We start from the raw sequence: 20,917 nt of genomic DNA on the forward strand, positions 1-20,917 counted from the left end.
GGAGGTCGCCGGTCGAGTAGGCGCGCAGCGCCGTATCGAGACCCGCGCCGTCGGTATGGAGGTCGCCGGTCGAGTAGGCGCGCAGCGCCGTATCGAGACCCGCGCCGTCGGCAGCCGGGGTCTCGATACGCTGCGCTACTCGACCGGCGAGGCGCCGCCCACGACGAGGCGCACGCGCGCCTCGTCGCCGACTTCGAGGCCCTCGGCCGCGCGCACCCACGACTTCACGGGCACGATGTAGCCGCCGTCCTTGGGCCAGAGCGAGGTGGTCCACTCGCTCGATCCGATTCGTGCTGCGACGGGGATCATGCCCCACCCGTACGTGACCGCCGGTGCGAGCTCCCGGATCGCGTCGCACTCGTCATCGGGCACGGTCACGAAGTGCCAGGGTGCCGGCCCCCGCCAGAACCACACCTCGCCGCGGAACTCGAACTCCACCCGCTCAGGATACGAGCTCGCCCCGGCGCGCGCAGGCCCGTCCCGCCACGAGCGCGCGCTGTCGGGGTGCCGACGCCGTTGCCGCTCGACCCGGACCAGTCGGCCTGCGGCGCACCGGCCCGGCCGCTCGGCCGCCGCGTCGCCTCCGGCATCCGCAACTCGGCCTCGACGAGCGAACGCCCGACCCTCCATCGGGAGGGCCGGGCGTTCGCACGGGTCGGGTCAGGCCGCCTCGGCGACCTCCACGAGAGGGGACTCGACGACCGGGATCGCGCGCACGTCGGCGGTCGATGCGCGCCCGCGGCTGCGGGTGCGGTCGAGGAACGGCACGAGCCCGGCGATCGCCGCGAGCACCGCGCCGAGCACGAACGCGGCGACGTAGCCCGACTCGGCCGGCAGTCCGGCGGCGCCGAGCGTCGCGCCGATCGCCGCCGCGAACACCGTGGTGCCGATCGCTCCGCCGATCGTGCGGATGTTGGCGTTCATGCCCGTGGCGATTCCCACCTGGTCGGCGGGCACGCTGCGCACGATGAGGTTGGGCGTCGAGGAGGTGACGAGGCCCGTGCCGAGTCCGAGGGCCGCCGCCGCCGCGGCGAGCTGCAGCACGTCGGAGTGGAACAGCGCGATCGAGAGCGATGCCGCGCCCGAGATGAACGCGCCGATCGTCAGCTGTGCCGCGAACGGCAGCACGCGGCTCAGCGGGCCGGCGACGAAGCCCACCGACGCCATGGTCACGAGCATCGGCAGCATCATGAGCCCGGCCGCGCTCGCGTCGATGCCGAGTCCGTAGCCGCTTCCGGCCGGCGTCTCGGCGAGTCGCGGCAGGTACGCCCACACGCCGAACATCGCCGCGCCCGTGAGCGCCGCGGTGAGGTTGGTGGTCCACACCGCGGGCAGTCGCATCACGCGCATGTCGACGAGGGGCGCGGTCGAGCGCACTTCGACGGAGACCCAGGCGACGGCGAGGGCAGCGGATGCCGCGAACAGGCCGATCACGAGCGGCGACCCCCATCCCCACTGGTTGCCCGAGCTGAGCGGCAGGAGCAGCGTGACGAGCCACCCCGAGAGCAGCACGGCGGCGAGCACGTTGATGCGGCCGGTCGCCCTTGCCGCGGAGCGCGCCAGGCCGAACGTTCCGAGCGCGAGGCCGGTGACGGCGAGCACGAGGGGCAGCGCGAAGAGGCCGCGCCAGCCGATCGCGGCCGAGACGGGGCCGGCGATGACCGTGCCGAGGCCGCTGCCCACGGCCATGATCGCCGAGAGCGCGCCGATGGCGCCCGCGAGGCGCGCGGCGGGGAAGGCGTCGCGCACGAGGCCGAACCCGAGCGGGAAGACGGCGCCGCCGAGGCCCTGCAGCACGCGGGCGAGCAGCATGACGGTGAGGTTCGGCGCGAAGGCCGCGAGCACGGAGCCCAGCGCGACCGCGCCGAGCGCCACGAGGTACATGCGGCGCCGGCCGACGAGGTCGCCGGCGCGGCCGAGGAGGGGAGTGGCGACCGCCGCGGAGATGAGCCAGGCGGTGAGCATCCACGTCTGGCCGACCGCATCGGCGCCGAGGTCGGCGCCGATGGTGGAGAGCACGGGGATGATGAGCGATTGGAGGCTGGCGACGGCGGTGAAGCTCGTGGCCACCGCGATGAAGGTGATGCGGGAGGGGGACATCGAACGCCTTCCGTTCAGGCGAGTGGAATATACTGGAGGGGGTCTCCGATCGGAGGCCTCCTCCGGTTACGTTACCGGAGGTAGCCTCCACTTTGCAAGTGAGGTGTCTTCCGTGACCGATCCGACGCTGAGCGCGCTGCTCGACGCGCGTCGCCCCACGCGCGCCGATGCGCGCCGCAACTTCGACGCGCTCGTCGTTGCCGGGCGCGACGCCTTCGCCGAGCACGGGGTCGACGCATCCCTCGAGGACATCGCACGCCGGGCGGGCGTGGGCATCGGCACGCTCTACCGCAACTTCCCCACGCGCGACGCGCTCGTCGAGGCGGTCTACCTCGACGAGGTCGCCGGGGTCGCGTCGTTCGCCGACGAGCTCGGAGACCTGCCGCCCTTCGACGCGCTCGCCGCGTGGCTGCGGCGATTCGCCGACTACGCGAGCCGGAAGCGCGTGCTGCTCGAGGGCCTCAACCGCGACTCCGAGCTGCTGCAGACCTGCCGCAACGTCATGTACCAGTCGGGCGAGCCCCTGCTCCGTCGCGCGCAGGCCGCCGGGGTCGTGCGCGACGACATCGGGATCGATGACGCGGTGCGCCTCGTCGCGGGGGTCGCGGGGGTCGCCTTCCCCATCGCCGAGCAGCGCGAGCGGGTGGTCGACCTGGCGCTCGACGGGCTGCGCGCGCGGCCGACGGGCTGAGCCCCGGCTTCGGGGCCGTCTCCGGCAGCCGGGGCTGCGAGGATGGTCGGGTGACGACCACCGCCTCCATCCGCCCGGGCGACCTCGCCGACGAACGCGTGATCCGCCTGCTCACCGACCACCTGGCCGACATGTTCGCGACCTCGCCGGCCGAGAGCGTGCACGCGCTCGACGTCTCGGGCCTCTCGGCTCCCGGGGTCGCCTTCTGGACCATCGCCGACAGCGACGAGCTCGTCGGGTGCGTCGCGCTCAAGGAGCTCGACCCCGAGCACGGCGAGCTGAAATCCATGCGAACGGATGCCGCGGCCCGCGGCCGCGGGCTCGGCGCCCTGTTGCTCGAGCACGTGCTCGGCGAGGCCGCCCGCCGCGGCTACCGGCGGGTCAGCCTCGAGACCGGGTCGCAGGAGTTCTTCCGCCCCGCCCGCCGGCTCTACGAGAGGTACGGGTTCCGCGAGTGCGGCCCGTTCGCCGAGTACGTGCTCGACCCGAACAGCGTCTTCATGACGCTCGAGCTCCCCGTCACCGACTCCTCACGCGAGGCTCACCCGACGGGGTGATGCCGCCGGCCGCCCGATTTGCGAGGGTGGATCGGGGAGGACGGCATGCACGAGCGGTCACGCGGCGGCCGGGTTCGGCGCGGGTTCGGGCTGGCGCTGGCCTGCCTGGCGGTCACCGCGGTGCAGGGCGCGCTGATCGTGGCATTCGTCGCGTCGGGGTGGAGTCCGACTGCCGCGATCGCGGGCGCGCTGCTCCTCACGGGGGCGTCGTGCGTGACGGTGGGCTGGCTCGTCGTGCTCCGGCGACGGCGACGGCGGTGGATGCAGCGGGGCGCGGCGCGGCCCGACGCGGATGACGCCGGCAGGCGTGACGTTCGACGCGTGCTCGGCTGGGCCGTCGCCGTCTGGCTGGCGGCGGTCGTGCTCGCGCAGCTGTCGTTCCTGCGGCTGGATCTCGCGCCCATGGCCGGCGACGCGGCATCCGACGCACCGCTCATCGACATCCGCCGCACCGAGGCCACCGAGGCGGAGGCCGTGCCGATCGTCGCGGTGCCCGGCGGCCCGGGGGTGCCCTGGTCGGCCGCCGAGGAGCGCATGCTGCAGCGACTGGCCGACGGCCGGCCCCTCGTCGTGTACGACCAGGTCGGCACCGGCGGATCCGATCGGCTGGCGGACCCGACCGGGTACACGTTCGCGCGGTCGGTCGACGAATTGGCCGCGGTCGTCGACGCGGCCGGCTCCGAGCGGGTCGACCTCATCGGGTTCTCGTGGGGGTCGGCGGTCGCGACGGCGTACGCCGTCGAGCACCCCGAGCGCGTCGATCGGCTCGTGCTCCTCTCGCCGGGGTCGATCCCCTGGGCGGGCGAGGTCGCCCCGCCGCAGGCCCCGCAGTCGCGGCTCACCACCGCCGGCCGGATCGGCACGTACCTGCTCGCGCTCGCGCCCCGCAACCTGTTCGGGTACGCGCTCACCGCCGTCGATCCGCGAGCGGCGCACTGGTTCGCGGGCGACGACGAGTTCGACGGCCGATTCGCGCAGCTCTACGACACCACGGCCGCCGGCCTGCACTGCGCGGCGTCGCAGGTCGGGGCGCCGCCGCGGGGCGTGGGCTACTACGCGAACCAGGTACCGCAGCTGCATCCGGATCTCACCGGCATCACCCGTGCGCAGGCCGGGGCGGCCGATCTGCGGGTGCTCGTGTTCCGCGGCGACTGCGACTACATCGCCGCGCGCTTCGCAGAGGAATACGTCGAGGTCTTCGGTGCGCGGCTCGTTCGCGTGGCGGGTTCCGGCCACTCCCTGCTCGAGGATCGCCCGGAGCAGGTGCTCGAGCCGGCACGCGAGTTCCTCGGCTGAGGCCGGGCCCTGCGACCGCCGCCGGGCGGCTCACGCGCTGAGCGCGAGCTCCGCGTCGAGCAGTTCGAGCAGCAGCGACGCCGACGCCGGCGACGACTCGCCCGTGACGACCGAGACCACCCAGGGCGGCGCCGACGCGGGCAGCGGGCGCACCGCGAGCCCGGCGGCCTGCGGCTTCGCGGCGACGTGCTGCGGCACGAGCGCCACGCCGAGCCCGCGCTGCACGAGGTCGAGCAGCGTGTGCACGTCGTTCACCGTGCAGCCCACGCGCCGGGTCACGCCGTGCGCCGCGCACATCTCGTCGTTCAGCGAGCGCACCGCCCACGAGTCCTGGAAATCGACGAAGTCGGTCTCGCGCAGGTCGGCCCAGTCGACGGCGTCGAGCGCGGCGAGCGGATGCTGCGGCGGCGCGAGCAGCACGACGGGCCGGCGGCCCAGTTCGGTACGGCGCACCCGGGTGAGGTGGTCGCCCGCGGCCACGAACGCGATGTCGATGCTCCCGTCGCGCACCCCGGCCACCAGGTCGAGCGAACCGGCCTGCGTGAAGTCGAGGTCGACGAGCGGATAGCGGCGGCGCACGCGCTCGAGCAGCGCCGAGACATCCACGAAGCCGAGGCACTGCTCGGCGCCGACGCGCAGGCTGCCGCTCAGCTCGTGGGTCGCGCGGAGCACGGCGTCGCGCGCGGCGCCCGCCTGCGCGAGCATCGTGCGGGCGTGGGGGAGGAGGGCGAGCCCCGCCTCGGTGGGTTCGACGCGGCGCGTGGTGCGGTTGAAGAGCGTGGTGCCGAGCTCGTCCTCGAGGCTGCGGATCGCCGCCGACAGGCCCGACTGCGACACGCCGCAGACCGCCGCGGCTCGCGTGAACTGCTGCTCGTCGGCGAGCGTGACGAGGTACTCCATCTGACGCAGGTCCATATATACACACTACTTCTCAATCGCATGAGCGAAAGTCGTTGGACTTCTCAATCGATGCTGCCTAGGGTGAATCCGCACGCCACGCCCGCGACCCGCGGGCGCGCGCCACGACCCTCAGACGAGAGGAATCCACGTGCAGCAACGCACCATCGGCCCGCGTTCCGTGAGCGCGATCGGCCTCGGCGGCATGCCGATGTCGATCGAGGGCCGGCCCGACGAGGCCCGCTCGATCGCCACGATCCACGCCGCCCTCGACGTCGGCGTCACCCTCATCGACACCGCCGACGCCTACCACCTCCACGCCGACGAGGTGGGCCACAACGAGGAGCTCATCGGCCGGGCGCTGCGCTCCTTCGGCGGCGACACGTCCGGCGTGCTCGTCGCGACGAAGGGCGGCCACCTGCGCCCGGGCGACGGCTCGTGGACGCAGGACGGCCGGCCCGAGCACGTGAAGGAGGCCGCGAAGGCCTCGGCCCGCCGCCTCGGCGTCGACGCGATCGGCCTGTACCAGTTCCACCGGCCCGACCCCCGCGTGCCCTACGCCGACTCGATCGGCGCCGTCCGCGACCTGCTCGACGAGGGCGTCATCGAGCTCGCCGGCATCTCCAACGCGAACGTCGCGCAGATCGACGAGGCCAACGAGATCCTCGGCGGCCGGCTCGTGTCGGTGCAGAACCAGTTCTCGCCGGCGTTCCGGTCGAGCCTCGGCGAGCTCGAGCACTGCGCGGAGCTCGGCATCGCGTTCCTGCCGTGGTCGCCGCTCGGCGGCATCGCCCGTGCGGCGGCGGTCGGCGAGCGCCACGGCGCCTTCCAACGCGTCGCGGAGACGCGGGGCGTGAGCCCCCAGCAGGTCGCCCTCGCCTGGGAACTGGCGCTCGCACCCGTCGTGATCCCGATCCCGGGGGCGTCGCGGCCCGGGAGCATCCGCGATTCGGTGCAGGCCGCCGCCCTCGAGCTCACCGCCGACGAGCTCGACACGCTCTCCGGCGCGGGCGAACTCGCAGCCTGACCGACCGACCCAAGGAGACCCACCATGAAGACCATCCCCCTCGGCGGCGACCTCGCCGTGCCCAACGTCGTCCTCGGCCTCATGCGCATCCAGGAGATGACGGATGACGCGGTGCGCGAGCTCGTGCGCACCGCCCGCGACGCGGGCATCGACTTCTTCGACCACGCCGACATCTACGGCGACGAGCTGCACGGGTGCGAGCTCCGCTTCGCGGAGGCGATGCAGCTCACTCCGTCGCAGCGCGACGAGATCACCCTGCAGACCAAGGCCGGCATCGTGGGCCCCGGGCCGTACTTCGACTTCTCGTACGAGCACATCATGGAGTCGGTCGAGGGTTCGCTGCGCGCGCTCGGCACCGACCGCATCGACGTGCTCCTGCTGCACCGCCCCGACGCACTCGTGGAGCCCGACGAGGTCGCCCGGGCGTTCGACGAGCTCGAGGCATCCGGCAAGGTGCTGCGCTTCGGCGTCTCGAACCACACGCCGCGCCAGATCGACCTGCTGAAGAAGTCGGTGTCGCAGCCGCTCGTGGCGAACCAGTTGCAGCTGTCGATCACGCACTCGCCGATCATCGCCGAGGGCGTCGCCGCGAACATGCAGGGCCTCGCCCAGTCGGTCACCCTCGACGGGGGCGGCATCGTGGACTACTGCCGCCTGCACGACATCACGATCCAGGCGTGGTCGCCGTTCCAGGCGGGCTTCTTCACGGGCGTGTTCCTCGGGTCACCCGAGTACCCCGAGCTGAACGCCGCCATCGACCGTCTCGCGGCGAAGTACGACGTGCCCGCCATCGCGATCGCGACGGCGTGGATCACGCGGCATCCCGCGAACATGCAGGTCGTGCTGGGCACGACGACGCCCGAGCGCGTGGCCGGCGCCGCGCAGGGATCTGACGTGCTGCTCACGCGTGCGGAGTGGTACGAGCTGTTCCGCGCCGCCGGATACCGCGTGCCCTGACCGGGCAGTCCGCCCGCACGTCGCGAACGCCCGGCACCCGCGGGGGGTCGGGCGTTCGTCGTTCCCGAGGCGGTGGACCCGTGTCGGCGTCGCCGGTTACGGAGCGGCCATCAGCGCGCCCGGCCCGCGCACGACCGCGACGTCGGAGACCTCGCGCTCGGAGCCGTCGGCGGCGAGGAACGCCAGCCGCAGGGGCTCGCCGGTCTCGCGGTCGGTGTAGATCGCCGCCGGCCCGAACCCGCTCGGCCGGTACTCGTCGCCCCAGGCGTTCATCGCGGCCAGCACGGGCACGAGGGCACGACCTGCGTCGGTGAGCACGTACTCCTCGCGTTCGCGTTCACCGTCTTCGCGGTAGGGGCGCCGCTCGAGGATGCCCGCGTCGACGAGCCGGCCGAGCCGATCCGTGAGCACGTCGGGCGCCACGCCCAGGCGCGCGCGGAATTCGGCGAAGCGGGTTCGGCCCCACATCGCCTCGCGCACGATCAGCAGCGACCACTTCAGCCCCAGTACCTCGAGGCTGCGCGCGATCGAGCAGCGCTCGACGCTTCCGGTTCCCGACCCTTCGTCCACCGGTCGTCCTCCTCTGATCAGCCGTTCGCCCAGTGCTGCATCGCCCGATCATAGCAGCCTGAGTTGGATATACGGATTCAGCATGCTAAGTTGGCGAAACCAACTCAGGTGGATCGGAAGGCGGTCGTCGTGACCCTCTCGCAACGTGGAAGCTTCTGGACCGCGGCATCCGTCGCCGGTCTCGCACTGTGGGCGAGCGCTGCGCCCACCGTCGTGTACCCGCTGTACGCGCAGCAATGGGCGTTGCCGCCCGCGGTGACCACCGCGATCTTCGCCGTGTACCCGATCGTGCTCGTGCCCGTGCTCATCGTCTTCGGCAACCTGTCCGACGTGATCGGCCGCCGCGCCGTCATCCTCCTCGGCCTCGCCGCACTCGGTGCGGGCTCGGTCGCGTTCGGGCTCGCGCCCGACCTCACGTGGGTGTTCATCGGACGCGCGCTCATGGGGGTGGGGGTGGGCCTCTCGCTCAGTCCCGCGACGGCCGCCATGGTGGAGTTCGGCGGGCGCGACGGCGCGCGGCGAGCGGGTCCCGCCACCACCGCGGCGACAGCGACCGGGCTCGCGCTCGCGACCATCGTGGGCGGTGCGCTCGTGCAGTATGCGCCCGAGCCCCTGCGGCTCAGCTTCTGGGTGCTCACGGCCATCACGGTCGCGGTGGGGGTCGCCGCGTTCCTGCTCCCGCGCCACACCCGCGACGAGAGCGCCGGCCCGTGGCGCCCGAGACTGCCCCGGATGCCGCGGGCGGGTCGTTCCGCGTTCGTCGCGGGCACGCTCGGCGTCTCCGCGGCCTACGCGATGGGCGCGGTCTTCCTCGCGCTCGGCGCGCAGATCGCCCGCGAACTCGTGCGCAGCGACAACGCGTTCGTCGACGGCGCCATCATCTCGCTCTCGGCCGTGACGATCGGCGTGGTGGCGGTCGCCGCGCGCGGCGTTCCTGCGCGCCGATCCGTCACGATCGGTCCGCTGCTCGCCGTCGTGGGACTCGGCCTCCTCGTGGTCGCTGGGCTCGCGCATTCGCTGCCGGCCTTCATCGCCTCGTCGCTCGTGGCCGGAGCCGGCTACGCCCTCATGTTCTCGGGCGGCCTGGGCCTCGTCACGGCGAGCGCGCCGACTCACCACCGCGCGAGCGTCATCTCCGCGGCCTACGTCGTCGGCTACCTCGTACAGGCCGTTGCGGCACTCGGGCTCGGCGTGATCGCCACCTCGTCGGGCCTGCAGTTCGCGCTCGAGCTCGGAGTCCCGGTGATCCTCCTGCTCGGCATCGGAGCGCTCGTGGTCGCGAACGCGCCGCAGCGCGTGCCCGTCGCCGCGTAGGTGAGGCGAGCTCCGGCTCGGAGGGCGGGTCCGGTCGCACCCGGGCATCGACCTTCGGGCTCGCGGCTGGCAGGATGACTCTCGTGCGGGCCCCAGGTCCGCGGCATCCTGCCGCCGCCGGGCACGCAGGCTCGTGGAGGGCGGAGCGATGGACGACCTGAGCGGAACGGCGACCGAGCGGCTCGCGCAATTGCGCGGCGGGGACGGGGGAGCGCGGGATGCGGCATGGCTCGAGCGCCAGCTGCACTCGGCCCTCCAGGGCTGGCAGGCGACCGAGGACGACCTGCGGCAGCTGCGCGAGGCGCACGAGGACTTCTAGGCCAGCGCGCCCCGCGGCCCGCGACTCACTCCGACCCGACCGCATCGCCTCCCGGCGTGATCGAGTCGACGAACCCGTACGCCTCCTCGGCGACCGCCCGCCACCGGTCGGCGCCCTCGGCGAGGGGCACGACCGCCCACTCGCGCATCGGTCGGCCGCGCATGACCATGTTGTCGAGCCCGAGCTGCTCGATGCGCTCCCCGTCGAGCTTCACCACGAGGTCGCCCCGGCTCGACGTGAACGCGAAGAACTTGCCCCGCACCGAGAGGCCCTCGGAGCCGAACATGCGCCCCTTCGCGACATCCGCCCGGCTGAGCAGCCCCGGCGCGATCTCGTCGAGCAGCTCACGCCCGCGAGCGCGGTCGTCCTGTCCCATGCCCTGACGCTACGACCGGCCGCCGACAGCGGCAAGGGCGGTCAGCCGTGATCGGCCCCGAGCCACGCCTCGAGCATGCGCCGGCGCAACGCGTTCGAACGCTCGGCGAAGGCGCGCTGGCGCCGCACGTACTCGGCCTTGCCCTCGGGCGTCTCGATGCGCACGGGCTCGCCGCCCCACGGCTCCATGTCGTAGGGCGAGGCCTGCATGTCGAGATACCGGATGTCGCGGGCGAGCTCGAACGCGTCGAGCAGCACCTCGCCCGGCACGAGCGGGCCGAGCTTGACGGCCCACTTGTAGACGTCCATGCCGGCGTGCAGGCAGCCGGGCTGCTCGAGCTCGGGCTGCGTCTCACGGGTCGGGGCGAAGCGGTTGCGGGGCGTGGCATCCGGCGTGAAGAAGCGGAACGCGTCGATGTGGGTGCACCGCAGCTCGTGCGCCTCGACGACCTCGTCGGTCGCCGCCTGCCCGAGGCGCAGTGGCACCGGATGCCGGTGCTCGCGCTGGCGGTACACCATCGCCCACTCGTGCAGGCCGAAGCATCCATACGACCCGGGCCGTGCGGCGGTGTTCCGCAGGATGCGCTCGACGACGCCGAGCATCGCCGACTTCTCGCGTTCCATCCCGCCGCGATCGACCACGAGGCCGCCCGGGGTGGTGCCGGCCGCGTACCAGCGCCATTCCGCGCGGGGCGTGCCCGCGGCATCCGCCAGTTCGATGCCCGCGCCGGGGTGCCAGCGCCGGAGCAGACCGGGCGAGTACGAGTAGTAGGTGAAGAGGAAGTCCTCGATCGGATGCCGCTCGCCCCGCGCCGCGCGCTCGCGATGCGCCGCCGTCAGGGCGTCGGCCCGTGCGGCGTGCGCCTGCTCGCGAGCGCCCCAGTCGTGCGCGTCGAGCATGACGGGCGCGGTGGTGGCGGCGAGCGTGGTCACCCCTCGATGGTAGGCGGCGCGCCGGTGCGCGTCGCCCGCCATCGCCTCAGCCGTCGTCGGATGCCCGGGCAGCGACCGCCTCGCGGATGTCCTCCTCGACGAGGTCGCCGTTGATGCCCGTGCCCGCGACGTTGCCGGCCGCCATCGCGACGGGCACCGAGGACGCGGCGGTCGCGATGTTGCCGGCTGCCCAGAGACCGGGCACGTTCGTGCGGCCCGACGGGTCGACGAGCACCCAGTCGACGCCGTTCTGCCGCATGGTGCGCGCGCGGAGCTCGCGCAGCAGGCGATCGTTGGGCACGGGGCGCGGGGCCACGAAGATCGAGTCGGCCTCGTGCTCGGTGCCGTCGTCGAGGCGGATGCCGCGGAGACCGCCCTCGTCGTCGCCCACGACCTCGACGACGGCGCGTGTCTCGATCGCGATGCCGCGGGCCTCGAGGCCGGCGCGCGCGGCGTCGGGGAGGTTCGCGCCCTGGGTGTAGAACGTGACGTGCGGCGAGAGCTGCCGCAGGAGCTGCGCCTGGTGGGTGTTCGACGCGTCCGTGGCGATCATGGCGATCCGGCGGTCGCGCACCTCCCAGCCGTCGCAGTAGGGGCACGACACGGCGTTGCGACCCCACTCCTCGGCGAGACCGGGCAGATCGGGGAGGTCGTCGCGCAGGCCCGTGGCCACCAGCATCCGTCGTGCCGTGTGCCGTTCGCCGGACTCGAGCACGACCTCGAACCCGATGGCCTCGGTGTCGAGCGGGGCTGCCGAGACGACGGTGCCCGACTCGATCACGACGTCGTCGTAGCGCGTGAGCTCGGCGCGCCCGGCGGCGAGCAGGTCGAGCGGCGACGAGTGATCGCGGCCCAGCACGCCGTGCATGTGCGCCGCGAAGCGGTTGCGCGGCTCGCCGCCGTCGACCACGAGCACGCGGCGGCGCGAGCGGCCGAGCATGAGCGCGGCGCTGAGTCCCGCGCTGCCGCCGCCGACGATGATGACGTCCCATTCGGTTCGCTGCATGCGTCAACTATGCCAAGAGTCCGCCGGGGCGGCATCCGCGCCGACGACGGCGATCAGTGGTACCGGCCGCTGTAGGCGTTGATCGCGGGCTGGCCGCCGAGATGGGCGTACAGCACGTTCGAGTCGCGGGGGATCTCGCCGCTCGAGACGAGGTCGATGAGGCCCGCCATCGACTTGCCCTCGTACACGGGGTCGAGGATGACGCCCTCGAGGCGGCCCGTGAGGAACATGGCCTCGTCGGTCGACTCGACCGGGATGCCGTAGAGGTCGCCGGCCCAGCCCTCGAGCACGGTGATCTCGTCGTCGTGCACCTCGCGACCGAGCCCCATGAGCGACGCCGTGTTGCGGGCGATGCGGGCGACCTGGTCGCGGGTCTCGTCGATCTTCGCCGACGCGTCGATGCCGAGCACCCGGCGCGGACGGCCGCCGAAGTTGTGCTCGAGGTCGGCGAAGCCGGCGATCATGCCCGCATGGGTCGACCCGGTGACCGAGCACACCACGATCGTGTCGAAGAACACGCCGAGCTCGGCCTCCTGCGCGGCCACCTCATGGGCCCAGTTCGCGAAGCCGAGCCCGCCGAGCGGGTGATCGGATGCGCCGGCCGGGATCGGGTACGGCGTGCCGCCGACGGCCTCGACGTCGGCGATCGCCTGCTTCCACGACTCCTTGAAGCCGATGCCGAACCCGGCGGGCGAAAGGCGCACGTCGGCCCCCATCACGCGCGACAGCAGGATGTTGCCGACGCGGTCGTTCACCGAGTCGGGCCAGTCGACCCAGTGCTCCTGCACGAGCACGGCCTTCATGCCGAGGTGCGCCGCGACGGCCGCGACCTGGCGGGTGTGGTTCGACTGCACCCCGCCGATCGAGACGAGCGTGTCGGCCCCCTTCGCAAGGGCGTCGGGCACGAGGTACTCGAGCTTGCGCGTCTTGTTCCCGCCGAAGGCGAGTCCGCTGTTCACGTCCTCGCGCTTCATCCAGACGCGGGCGCCGCCGAGGTGGGCGCTCAGCCGGTCGACCGGGTGGATCGGGCTCGGTCCGAACGTGAGCCGGTGGCGGGGGAAGTCGGCGAGTGCCATGGTCATGCTCCTCAGGTGGGGGTGGTCGTGGACTCGTCGTCGAGGTGGAGCAGCCGGCCGAGCGTCGACCAGTTGTCGCGCGCCGCCGCGGCGGCTTCTGCGGGCAGGCCGGCGGCGCAGAGCTCGATGATGCGGTCGTGGTCGGCGACCGAGCCGCGTCCGGCGAGCGATCCGAAGCGGGCGCGTTCGAGGCGCCGCAGCAGCGGCGTGACCTGCTCGAGCAGGCCGGGCAGCAGGGGGTTCGCGCTCGCCCGCACTGCCACGTCGTGGAACTCGTCGTCGGCGGCGATCGCGGCGCCCACGTCGCGCGCCCGCAGCGCCGACGCGAACCGGGCGTTCGCTGCGCGCATCTCGTCGAGGTCGGCCGCGGTGAGCTGCGCCACCGCATCGCGTACCGCCAACTCGTGCAGCGCCGCGGCGATGCGTTGGGCGGCGAGGGCCGTGCGGGTGTCGAGCGGAGCGACCACGGTCTGCTTCGCGCGCCGGGTGTGCACGAGCCCAGCCGCCTCGAGCCGGGCGATCGCCTCGCGGATCGGCGTGCGGCTCACGCCGAGCCACTGCTCCAGCTCGGGATCGCGCAGCCGCTCGCCGGGGGCGAGCTCGCCCGAGACGATCGCGTCGCGCAGTTGCCCGTAGGCGTAGTCGCGCAGCGACTTCGGGCGCTCGGCACTCGAGCGGACAGGCAGCGGCATGCAATATATTGCAGTGGATGCCGCGGCCGCTGTCAAGTCGACGAAGGGCAGCGGCCCGGGTCAGGCGGGCGCCGGACCCGTGGGCACCGCTGCCTGCTCGTCGGCGATGAGGGGCATCAGCATCTCGAGCAGGGCGTGCGTGGTCTGCTCGGCGCTCAGGCCCGATTCGAGTCGCAGGATGCTCCAGGTGCGGGCGTCGCAGACGGCGACGATCTGCGCCAGCCGCCGCTCTCGCTGCGCGCTGCCGACGGCGCCCGGCGGCGAGTCGACCGCGAACGCGCTGCGGCACCAGGAGACGTGGTACTCCCGGCCCCGTTTCGCCAGCTCGACCATTCCGTCGACGAGGTCCGCCTCGGCGTAGGTCTTCAGGATGAGCGCACCGTAGAACTCGTAGTGGTCGCCGAGCGCCTCGACCGTCTCGCGGGCGGATGCGCCGGCGATCGCCGATCGGCTTGCCGCGATCCTGCCCAGTTCCCGTTCGACGGTGGCCACGAGCAGGCCGGCCTTGTTGCCGAACCGGCGGATGACCGTCTGCACGGTGACGCCCGCGTCGGCGGCGACATCCTCGAGGCGGATCTGACCGAACGGCAGCCGAGCGAAGCGCTGCAGCATCGCATCCACGATGCGGTCGCCCGTGCGCTGCGCCTCGTCGGCACGCGAAGTCATGTCGTACGCTCGTGCATTCATGTGATAGAGATTAACATCAATATTGCCGACGAGAAGAATCGAGTGCACCATGACCGACCCGAGCACCATCGAGCGCAATGAGCGAGTCCGCACCCGCCTGGGCGCGCTCCGCATCCGGCGGATCGGAGCCGGCCCCATGACCGTGCTGTGGCCGTCGATGTTCGTCGACAGCAGCACGTGGGATTCCCTGATCCCCGAGCTCGACCTCGACCGCGAGTACGTGCTGGTCGACGGCCCGGGCCTGGGCCGCAGCGACGCCCTGCTGAGACGCAGCACGATCACCGAAGCCGCCGACGCGGCCGTCGACCTGCTCGACGGCCTCGGAGCGGCGGGCCCCGTCGACTGGGTCGGCAACGCGTTCGGTGGGCACGTCGGCTACAAGCTCGCCGCCATGCCGGGAGTGCTGCGCTCGCTCGTCGCCATCAGCGCGCCGGTCGAGCGGATCACGCAGGCGCAGCGCGCGCAGATCAACCTGCTGCTGCCCCTGCTGCGCCTTGCCGGCCCGATCTCTCCGGTGCGCGATGCCGTGGTCGGCGCGATGCTCACCGACGCATCGGCGCATGACGAGCGAATCCGCCGCATCGTCGTCGAGAGCCTCGAGCGCCCGAGCCGCCGAAGCATGACCAACGCGCTGCGCTCGTTCATCCTCGAACGGGTCGACGTCACGGCGGAGCTCGCCGCCATCGGGGTGCCGTGCCTCTACATCGCGTCGGACGATCGGGGCGACTGGAGCGAGGACGAGGCGCTGCAGGCCGCCGCACGCACGCCGAACGCCACCGCCGTCACTGTGCAGGGCGCCCGCACGCTCATTCCGCTGGAGCAGCCCGCGGTGGTCGCCGATCACCTGCGCAGCTTCTGGGCCTCGCTGTGATGCGTCGCCCGTAGGGGCGCGGCATCCGCCCGTCGGGCTCAGTGGCGGCGGCCGCGACGCGTGTCGGGGAGCTTCGCGACGAGCTGCTCGCCGGTCGCGGTGAGGAAGTCGCCGGGCTCCTCGGCCATCCAGCGTTCGGCGACGAGCTTCGCGGGGTAGAGGATCGTGCGCGTGCGGGCGTCGTGCAGCGCCAGTTCGATGCCGTGCTCGTCCTCGGCGATCACCCATCGGAGCGGCGTGCGGCGCACCAGGTGCTCGCCGAACGCGAGCCCGATCGCGTTGGTGGTCACCGTGGGGTCGTCGCGCTCGGGGGGATTGATGCGCCGCCACGCCGCGGCCGACCGGTCGTAGGCCGCCCGTACCTGCGCGAGGTCGTCGATGTCGGTGCCCGCGTCCGTCAGGAGCTCCACATGGGCGGCGATCCACTCGAGCTCGCGCTCGTCGAGGTCGCGCAGGCGCGGCATCGACGGCGGCGTCGGCGTCGGCGCGTCGGCGCGCGCCGAACGTCTCGAGAAGAGGGCCATTCGATCATTCTCTCCGGATGCCGCGGCGCCACGCGACATCCGCCGCACTCAGTTCGAGGGACATGTCGATCCGGCGTGGCGCCATTCGACGCATGAGTGAAGGATCGAAGTCGAACTCGGAAGGACACGATCATGAAGCTCACCGCGCACACCTTCGTCACCCTGGACGGGGTCATGCAGGGGCCCGGCGGCCCCGACGAGGACACCACGGGAGGATTCACCGCCGGCGGCTGGGTGGTGCCGCTCGTCGACGAGGACTTCGGTCGCATCGTCGACGGCTGGTTCTCGCAGGCCGACGAGATCCTGCTCGGACGCACGACGTACGACATGATGTCGGCGTTCTGGTCGCAGATCACCGACCCCGACGACAACGTGGGGCGCGCGCTCAACACCCTGCCGAAGCACGTCGCCTCCACGACGCTCACCGACCCGACCTGGCAGAACACCTCGGTGATCGCGGCCGACGTGGTCGACGCGGTGCGGGCGCTCAAGGATCAGCCCGGACGCGAGCTGCAGGTGCACGGCAGCTGCGCGCTGCTGCACACGCTGCACGACGCCGGGCTGATCGACGAGTACCGCCTCATCGTCTTCCCGATCGTGCTCGGCACGGGCAAGCGCCTCTTCCCCGAGGGGTCGGCGCCCACGGGGTTCACGCTCGTCGAGAGCCGGGTCACCGGCACCGGCGCCGTGTACGAGGTGCTGCGTCCCGCGCCGCTCGCGACGGGCGACATCGTCGTCGAGGACGGCCGTGAGGTGATCGTGTGAACCGGCGTTCCGTACGCCCGGAGGTCATGGCACGATGAAGTCGCCCGAGGACGGCGCAGGCAGCTTGTCGACGTCCACGACGAAGGATTCCGCGTACCGCACGGCGATCTCGTCGGGCGTTCCGTCGGTCAGCGACATCTGGGCCAGTACGAGCACGTCACCGTGCTCGTCGGTCGCGGCGAACGCGAAGTAGCGCTGACCGGGGTAGGTGGCGCAGTCCTTCCACCGTGTCGCCTCGATCGTCCAGCCGGCCCGCTCCCAGACGGGGTCGGGCTCCCGCACGCAGCCCTCGATGGTCCAGTCCAGCTCGACATACGACCGAAGCCAATCGCGCCGTTCTGCGGCCGTCATCGCCGGCGCTCCCTCCGCCTCGGCTGCGGCCGCGGAGGCGCCGAGATAGGCGGTGTCCTGCGCGAAGTCGATCACCCCGGTCGTGTCGACTCCGGTACGGACCGCGGAGCCGGGGTCCATCGTCCAGTCCCACTTCGAGAGGTTCGCACCCCACTCCGCGGGGATGTCGACGGTGATGGCCTTGTCGTTGCTCACCACGGTCTTGTACGCGACGGCGTCGGAGGTCGCCGTCTCCGTCGGCGGCGCATGACTGCCGAAGGCGCCGAAGAACGCGTCGATGCGCTCGGGCGTGATCAAGGCGCTCGCCGTCGCACCGATCACGGCAAGGCCGACGGCGCCGCCGACCGCATAGACCATGCGGGTCGGCCGACGGTGCCGGCCGGTCGGCGGGGCAGGGGCCTCACCGTCGCCATCCACGTCCATCGGGCCCCCGTCCGTGCCGCCTCAGGATGACAGGAGACTATTCCCACTGAGCGATACCGAGCAAGGCTCGAATATGCGTGGCATGCCGCAGCCCAGGCTGCCAATTCCGTGCGCAAGGGGGTGGCTGGATGCCGCTCGGCGGGCGTACCGTGAGCGGCATCCGATTCAGGGAGGCATCATGGCGAACCTCGTCGTGCACTTCGAGATCCACGCGACCGAGCCGCAGCGGCTCATCGGCTTCTACTCCGGACTCTTCGGGTGGAAGTTCGTGCAGTTCGGCGACATGCCGTACTGGTCGATCGACACCGGCGACGGTGCGATCGGCAACGTCGAGGGCGCGGCAGGCATGGGCATCAACGGCGGCCTCACCCAGCGCGAGGGCCCCGCGCCCGAAGCCGGTGCGCCGGTGAACGGATGCAACATGGTCGTCGGCATCGACGGGAGCGTCGACAAGCTCATGGGCATCGCCGAGGAACTCGGCGCCACCGAGGCGATGGCCGCCACCGACATGCCGGGCGTGGGACGCGTGGGGTACCTGCACGATCCCGACGGCAACCTCTTCGGCCTCATCTCGCCGGTGATGTCGGACGGCTCGAACACGATGGGGCCGGGGGCGCCGGCGGCCTGAGCGAGCATGTCCGAGCTTCTGGAGAAGGGCGCGGCGCGCACGCGCTGGATCCGCTCTCGCATGCCCCTGCTCGCCGCTGCGCGCCGCGAGTTCGCAGAACGGCAGCCGTTCGCGGGTCGGCGCATCGGGATGTCGCTGCACCTCGAGCCCAAGACCGCCGTGCTGCTCGAGGTGCTCGCCGCGGGCGGCGCCGAGGTCGTGGCGACCGGCAACCACGGGTCGACCCAGGACGACATCGTCGCGCTCCTGCGCTCCACGGGCATGACCGTGTTCGGCGCCCGCGACGACACGATCGAGCAGCACATGTCGAACGTGGCATCCGTCATCGAGGCGAAGCCCGACATCCTGCTCGACAACGGCGCCGACCTCGCCGCCGGGGTGGTCGCGAGCGGTCACGCGGAGTCGGTCGTCGGCGGCACCGAGGAGACGACGAGCGGCGGCATCCGACTGCGGGACGAACTCGCCGGGCAGGTGCCGTTCCCCGTGATCGTGATCAACGACAGCATGCTCAAGGCGATCGGCGAGAACCGGCACGGCGTCGGCCAGTCGGTCGTCGAGAGCGTCATGCGCATCACGAACCTCATGATCCCCGGGCGGCGATTCGTCGTCGCGGGGTACGGATGGTGCGGGCGCGGCATCGCCCAGTACCTGCGGGCGTTCGGCGGCAAGGTGGCCGTGGCCGAGGTCGACGAGCTGAAGGCGTTCGAGGCGGCCCTCGACGGCTACCGTGTCGGCGACCTCGCGCAGCTCGCGGAGTGGGGCGAGTTCTTCATCACCGCGACCGGAGCGCCGAACGTCATCGGGCCCGACGTGATCGCGCGCCTGCAGGGCGGGGCGATCCTCGCGAACGCCGGCCACTTCCCATGGGAGATCGACACCGCGCACCTGCGCGCGGCCGCGAGCGCCGTCTCGCAGCTCGACGCCGCCATCGAACGGTTCGACCTGCCCGACGGTCGCGAGATCACGCTCCTCGCCGAGGGCCGCATGGTGAACCTCGCCGGGCGCGAGCCCAAGGGCAACTCGCTCGAGGCCATGGACCTCGGCTTCCTGCTGCAGGCGCTCTCGCTCGAGCGCGTCGCGACGGCGGCCGCCGGCCTCGTGCCGGGGGCGCAGCCCGTACCGCGCGACCTCGAGCGGCTGATCGCGCGACGGTTCCTCGACGCGCTCGGCGCGGACCGCTAGCGCGTCGGGAGGGAGTGGGGCGCGGCACGGATGCGCGCGTGCCTGCGCGGTCGGCGTGCGGGCGCCTGCCCCTGCGACGCGAGCCGGCCGGAGAGGGAACGCGGGCACGCCCGTGCCGGGTGTCGGCGGCGGGTGCCAGACTGGCGGGATGCTGCTCGACGAGCTCGTGACGACCTCCGAGGCGGTCGCTGCCACGCGGTCGCGGCTCGCGAAGGTCGACGCGCTCGCCGGCCTCCTCGCACGGCTCGAGCCCGACGAGATCGCCACCGCGGTCGGGTTCCTGGTCGGCAAGCCGCGGCAGGGGCGGGTCGGCGTCGGGTGGCGCGGGCTGTCGTCGGCAATGGGCGAACCTGCGGATGCCGCGACGCTCACGATCGCCGACGTCGACGCCATGCTCGACCGGCTCGCCGCGGCATCCGGCGCCGGATCGGCGGGCGAGCGCACGCGCGAGCTGCGCGAGATCACGCAGCGGGCCACCGCGCGCGAGCAGGGCTACCTGCGCGGCATGCTGCTCGGCGAGGTGCGCACGGGCGCGCTCGAGGGCGTGCTCACGGATGCGATCGCGCGGGCGGCCGATCGCCCCGGCGACGTGGTGCGCCGTGCTGCGATGCTCTCGGGCGACCTCGGCGAGACGGCGCGCGTCGCGCTCACGGGCTCCGCCGAGGAGCTCGGCGCGATCGGGCTCGTCGTCGGGCGTCCGGTGCTGCCCATGCTCGCGGCGACCGCGCCCACCGCGGCGGCCGCGCTCGAGGCGACGGGCGAGGCATCCGTCGAATACAAGCTCGACGGGGCGCGCATCCAGGTGCACCGCACGGGCGACGACGTACGCGTCTTCACCCGCAACCTCGCCGACATCACCCACCGCGTGCCCGAGGTGGTCGAGGTCGTGCGGGGCCTGCCGGTGCACGACGTGATCCTCGACGGCGAGACGCTCTCGCTCGACGAAGACGGCGCGCCCCGCCCGTTCCAGGAGACCATGTCGCGATTCGGGGCGGATGCCGCGCGCGAAGCCCTGCTGCGGCCGTGGTTCTTCGACGTGCTGCACGCCGACGGGCGCGACCTGCTCGATGAGCCGCTCGCGACGCGGCGCACGGAGCTCGAGCGCATCGCGGGGGAGCACCGCATCCCCGGCGAAGTCACCTCCGATCCCGAGGTCGCCGAGCGAGTGTCGCGCGACGCGCTCGCCGCGGGCCACGAGGGCGTCGTCGTCAAGGCGATCGGGTCGCCCTACGCCGCCGGCCGGCGCGGCTCGAGCTGGATCAAGGTGAAGCCCGTGCACACGTACGACCTCGTCGTGCTCGCATGCGAGTGGGGATCGGGCCGCCGCACCGGGTGGCTGTCGAACCTGCACCTCGGTGCGCTCGACCCGGCGGGCGAGTTCGGCGAGCCGGGCGGGTTCGTCATGGTCGGCAAGACGTTCAAGGGTCTCACCGACGAGCTGCTGCGCTGGCAGACCGAGCGGTTCCCGCAGATCGAGGTGCGTCGCACCGCGCACGCGGTGTGGGTCGAGCCGGTCACCGTCGTCGAGATCGCGATCGACGGGGTGCAGCGGTCGAGCCGCTATCCGGGCGGCATCGCGCTGCGCTTCGCGCGGGTCAAGCGCTACCGCGACGACAAGCCGGCCGCCGAGGCCGACACCATCCAGACGCTGCGCGGGCTGCTGCGCGACTGAACGG

24 protein-coding genes are annotated in these 20,917 nt (G+C 72.6%); 12 read left to right on the top strand and 12 right to left on the bottom strand.

What is annotated here, in order from left to right; translation table 11 throughout:
* Positions 1–135: 135 nt before the first annotated feature.
* Positions 136–438, bottom strand: coding sequence for a DUF1905 domain-containing protein (locus tag EDM22_RS01460; RefSeq protein WP_122935235.1), 303 nt, complete (start codon positions 436–438; stop codon positions 136–138).
* 222 nt (positions 439–660) lie between these two features.
* A complete protein-coding gene (locus tag EDM22_RS01465; RefSeq protein WP_122935236.1) occupies positions 661–2,100 on the bottom strand; it encodes an MFS transporter in 1,440 nt (479 codons plus the stop codon).
* 112 nt (positions 2,101–2,212) lie between these two features.
* On the opposite strand from EDM22_RS01465, the gene EDM22_RS01470 reads away from it, so the two are divergent.
* Genes EDM22_RS01470 through EDM22_RS01480 form a run of 3 tightly spaced genes read left to right on the top strand, consistent with a single transcriptional unit; the run spans position 2,213 to position 4,644 of the window.
* Complete coding sequence (locus tag EDM22_RS01470; protein WP_245989088.1) at positions 2,213–2,791, top strand: TetR/AcrR family transcriptional regulator; 579 nt, start codon at positions 2,213–2,215, stop codon at positions 2,789–2,791.
* Positions 2,792–2,841: 50 nt separating this feature from the next.
* Positions 2,842–3,348, top strand: coding sequence for a GNAT family N-acetyltransferase (locus EDM22_RS01475; protein WP_245989089.1), 507 nt, complete (start codon positions 2,842–2,844; stop codon positions 3,346–3,348).
* Positions 3,349–3,393: 45 nt separating this feature from the next.
* The gene (locus EDM22_RS01480) at positions 3,394–4,644 is read left to right on the top strand and encodes an alpha/beta fold hydrolase (protein WP_122935237.1); all 1,251 of its coding nucleotides are present in this window, start codon (positions 3,394–3,396) and stop codon (positions 4,642–4,644) included.
* Between the two features lie 30 nt (positions 4,645–4,674).
* Here EDM22_RS01480 and EDM22_RS01485 read toward each other — a convergent pair whose 3' ends face one another.
* Positions 4,675–5,559, bottom strand: a complete 885-nt coding sequence (locus EDM22_RS01485) for a LysR family transcriptional regulator (protein WP_122935238.1) — start codon at positions 5,557–5,559, stop codon at positions 4,675–4,677.
* A 133-nt stretch (positions 5,560–5,692) separates the two neighbouring features.
* Between EDM22_RS01485 and EDM22_RS01490 the strand changes: the two genes are divergently transcribed.
* Both EDM22_RS01490 and EDM22_RS01495 read left to right on the top strand, forming a co-directional pair.
* Complete coding sequence (locus EDM22_RS01490; protein ID WP_122935239.1) at positions 5,693–6,568, top strand: aldo/keto reductase; 876 nt, start codon at positions 5,693–5,695, stop codon at positions 6,566–6,568.
* 24 nt (positions 6,569–6,592) lie between these two features.
* Complete coding sequence (locus EDM22_RS01495) at positions 6,593–7,525, top strand: aldo/keto reductase (RefSeq protein WP_122935240.1); 933 nt, start codon at positions 6,593–6,595, stop codon at positions 7,523–7,525.
* 96 nt (positions 7,526–7,621) lie between these two features.
* Here the strand turns inward: EDM22_RS01495 and EDM22_RS01500 are convergent, their stop codons facing one another.
* Positions 7,622–8,095, bottom strand: coding sequence for a winged helix-turn-helix transcriptional regulator (locus tag EDM22_RS01500; RefSeq protein WP_245989090.1), 474 nt, complete (start codon positions 8,093–8,095; stop codon positions 7,622–7,624).
* A 129-nt stretch (positions 8,096–8,224) separates the two neighbouring features.
* Between EDM22_RS01500 and EDM22_RS01505 the strand changes: the two genes are divergently transcribed.
* Together EDM22_RS01505 and EDM22_RS19395 are read left to right on the top strand one after the other, a co-directional pair.
* Positions 8,225–9,409, top strand: a complete 1,185-nt coding sequence (locus EDM22_RS01505) for an MFS transporter (protein WP_170963963.1) — start codon at positions 8,225–8,227, stop codon at positions 9,407–9,409.
* 148 nt (positions 9,410–9,557) lie between these two features.
* Positions 9,558–9,728: a hypothetical protein gene (locus EDM22_RS19395; RefSeq protein ID WP_170963964.1), complete on the top strand. Its 171-nt coding sequence runs from the start codon at positions 9,558–9,560 to the stop codon at positions 9,726–9,728.
* Positions 9,729–9,753: 25 nt separating this feature from the next.
* Here the strand turns inward: EDM22_RS19395 and EDM22_RS01510 are convergent, their stop codons facing one another.
* The 6 genes from EDM22_RS01510 to EDM22_RS19285 form a co-directional block, all read right to left on the bottom strand.
* Positions 9,754–10,104, bottom strand: coding sequence for a hypothetical protein (locus EDM22_RS01510; RefSeq protein WP_122935242.1), 351 nt, complete (start codon positions 10,102–10,104; stop codon positions 9,754–9,756).
* A gap of 41 nt (positions 10,105–10,145) precedes the next feature.
* The gene (locus EDM22_RS01515; protein WP_122935362.1) at positions 10,146–11,003 is read right to left on the bottom strand and encodes a 3-methyladenine DNA glycosylase; all 858 of its coding nucleotides are present in this window, start codon (positions 11,001–11,003) and stop codon (positions 10,146–10,148) included.
* A 79-nt stretch (positions 11,004–11,082) separates the two neighbouring features.
* Complete coding sequence (locus EDM22_RS01520) at positions 11,083–12,042, bottom strand: NAD(P)/FAD-dependent oxidoreductase (RefSeq protein ID WP_122935243.1); 960 nt, start codon at positions 12,040–12,042, stop codon at positions 11,083–11,085.
* Positions 12,043–12,095: 53 nt separating this feature from the next.
* Positions 12,096–13,118 carry a 1-aminocyclopropane-1-carboxylate deaminase gene (locus EDM22_RS01525; protein WP_122935244.1) on the bottom strand — a complete coding sequence of 341 codons (1,023 nt, stop codon included), beginning with the start codon at positions 13,116–13,118 and terminating at the stop codon, positions 12,096–12,098.
* 11 nt (positions 13,119–13,129) lie between these two features.
* Positions 13,130–13,810 carry a GntR family transcriptional regulator gene (locus EDM22_RS01530; RefSeq protein WP_122935245.1) on the bottom strand — a complete coding sequence of 227 codons (681 nt, stop codon included), beginning with the start codon at positions 13,808–13,810 and terminating at the stop codon, positions 13,130–13,132.
* A gap of 60 nt (positions 13,811–13,870) precedes the next feature.
* The gene (locus tag EDM22_RS19285) at positions 13,871–14,476 is read right to left on the bottom strand and encodes a TetR/AcrR family transcriptional regulator (protein WP_170963965.1); all 606 of its coding nucleotides are present in this window, start codon (positions 14,474–14,476) and stop codon (positions 13,871–13,873) included.
* A 70-nt stretch (positions 14,477–14,546) separates the two neighbouring features.
* Here EDM22_RS19285 and EDM22_RS01545 point away from each other — a divergent pair, with 70 nt between their 5' ends.
* Positions 14,547–15,368, top strand: coding sequence for an alpha/beta fold hydrolase (locus EDM22_RS01545; protein WP_122935247.1), 822 nt, complete (start codon positions 14,547–14,549; stop codon positions 15,366–15,368).
* A gap of 38 nt (positions 15,369–15,406) precedes the next feature.
* On the opposite strand, the gene EDM22_RS01550 is transcribed toward EDM22_RS01545, so the two are convergent.
* On the bottom strand, positions 15,407–15,892 hold the full coding sequence (locus EDM22_RS01550) for a DUF3806 domain-containing protein (protein ID WP_170963966.1): 486 nt from the start codon (positions 15,890–15,892) through the stop codon (positions 15,407–15,409).
* A gap of 132 nt (positions 15,893–16,024) precedes the next feature.
* Here EDM22_RS01550 and EDM22_RS01555 point away from each other — a divergent pair, with 132 nt between their 5' ends.
* Positions 16,025–16,657 carry a dihydrofolate reductase family protein gene (locus tag EDM22_RS01555; protein WP_122935249.1) on the top strand — a complete coding sequence of 211 codons (633 nt, stop codon included), beginning with the start codon at positions 16,025–16,027 and terminating at the stop codon, positions 16,655–16,657.
* Between the two features lie 24 nt (positions 16,658–16,681).
* Here the strand turns inward: EDM22_RS01555 and EDM22_RS01560 are convergent, their stop codons facing one another.
* Positions 16,682–17,365, bottom strand: a complete 684-nt coding sequence (locus EDM22_RS01560) for a hypothetical protein (RefSeq protein WP_122935250.1) — start codon at positions 17,363–17,365, stop codon at positions 16,682–16,684.
* A gap of 244 nt (positions 17,366–17,609) precedes the next feature.
* Here EDM22_RS01560 and EDM22_RS01565 point away from each other — a divergent pair, with 244 nt between their 5' ends.
* From EDM22_RS01565 to EDM22_RS01575, 3 genes are all read left to right on the top strand, one after another.
* Positions 17,610–18,059, top strand: a complete 450-nt coding sequence (locus tag EDM22_RS01565) for a VOC family protein (RefSeq protein ID WP_122935251.1) — start codon at positions 17,610–17,612, stop codon at positions 18,057–18,059.
* A gap of 6 nt (positions 18,060–18,065) precedes the next feature.
* Positions 18,066–19,241 carry an adenosylhomocysteinase gene (locus EDM22_RS01570; protein ID WP_122935252.1) on the top strand — a complete coding sequence of 392 codons (1,176 nt, stop codon included), beginning with the start codon at positions 18,066–18,068 and terminating at the stop codon, positions 19,239–19,241.
* 148 nt (positions 19,242–19,389) lie between these two features.
* The gene (locus tag EDM22_RS01575; protein WP_122935253.1) at positions 19,390–20,913 is read left to right on the top strand and encodes an ATP-dependent DNA ligase; all 1,524 of its coding nucleotides are present in this window, start codon (positions 19,390–19,392) and stop codon (positions 20,911–20,913) included.
* Positions 20,914–20,917 lie beyond the last annotated feature (4 nt).

The sequence above is a fragment of the Agromyces tardus genome (assembly GCF_003710805.1).
Lineage (GTDB): Bacteria > Actinomycetota > Actinomycetes > Actinomycetales > Microbacteriaceae > Agromyces > Agromyces tardus.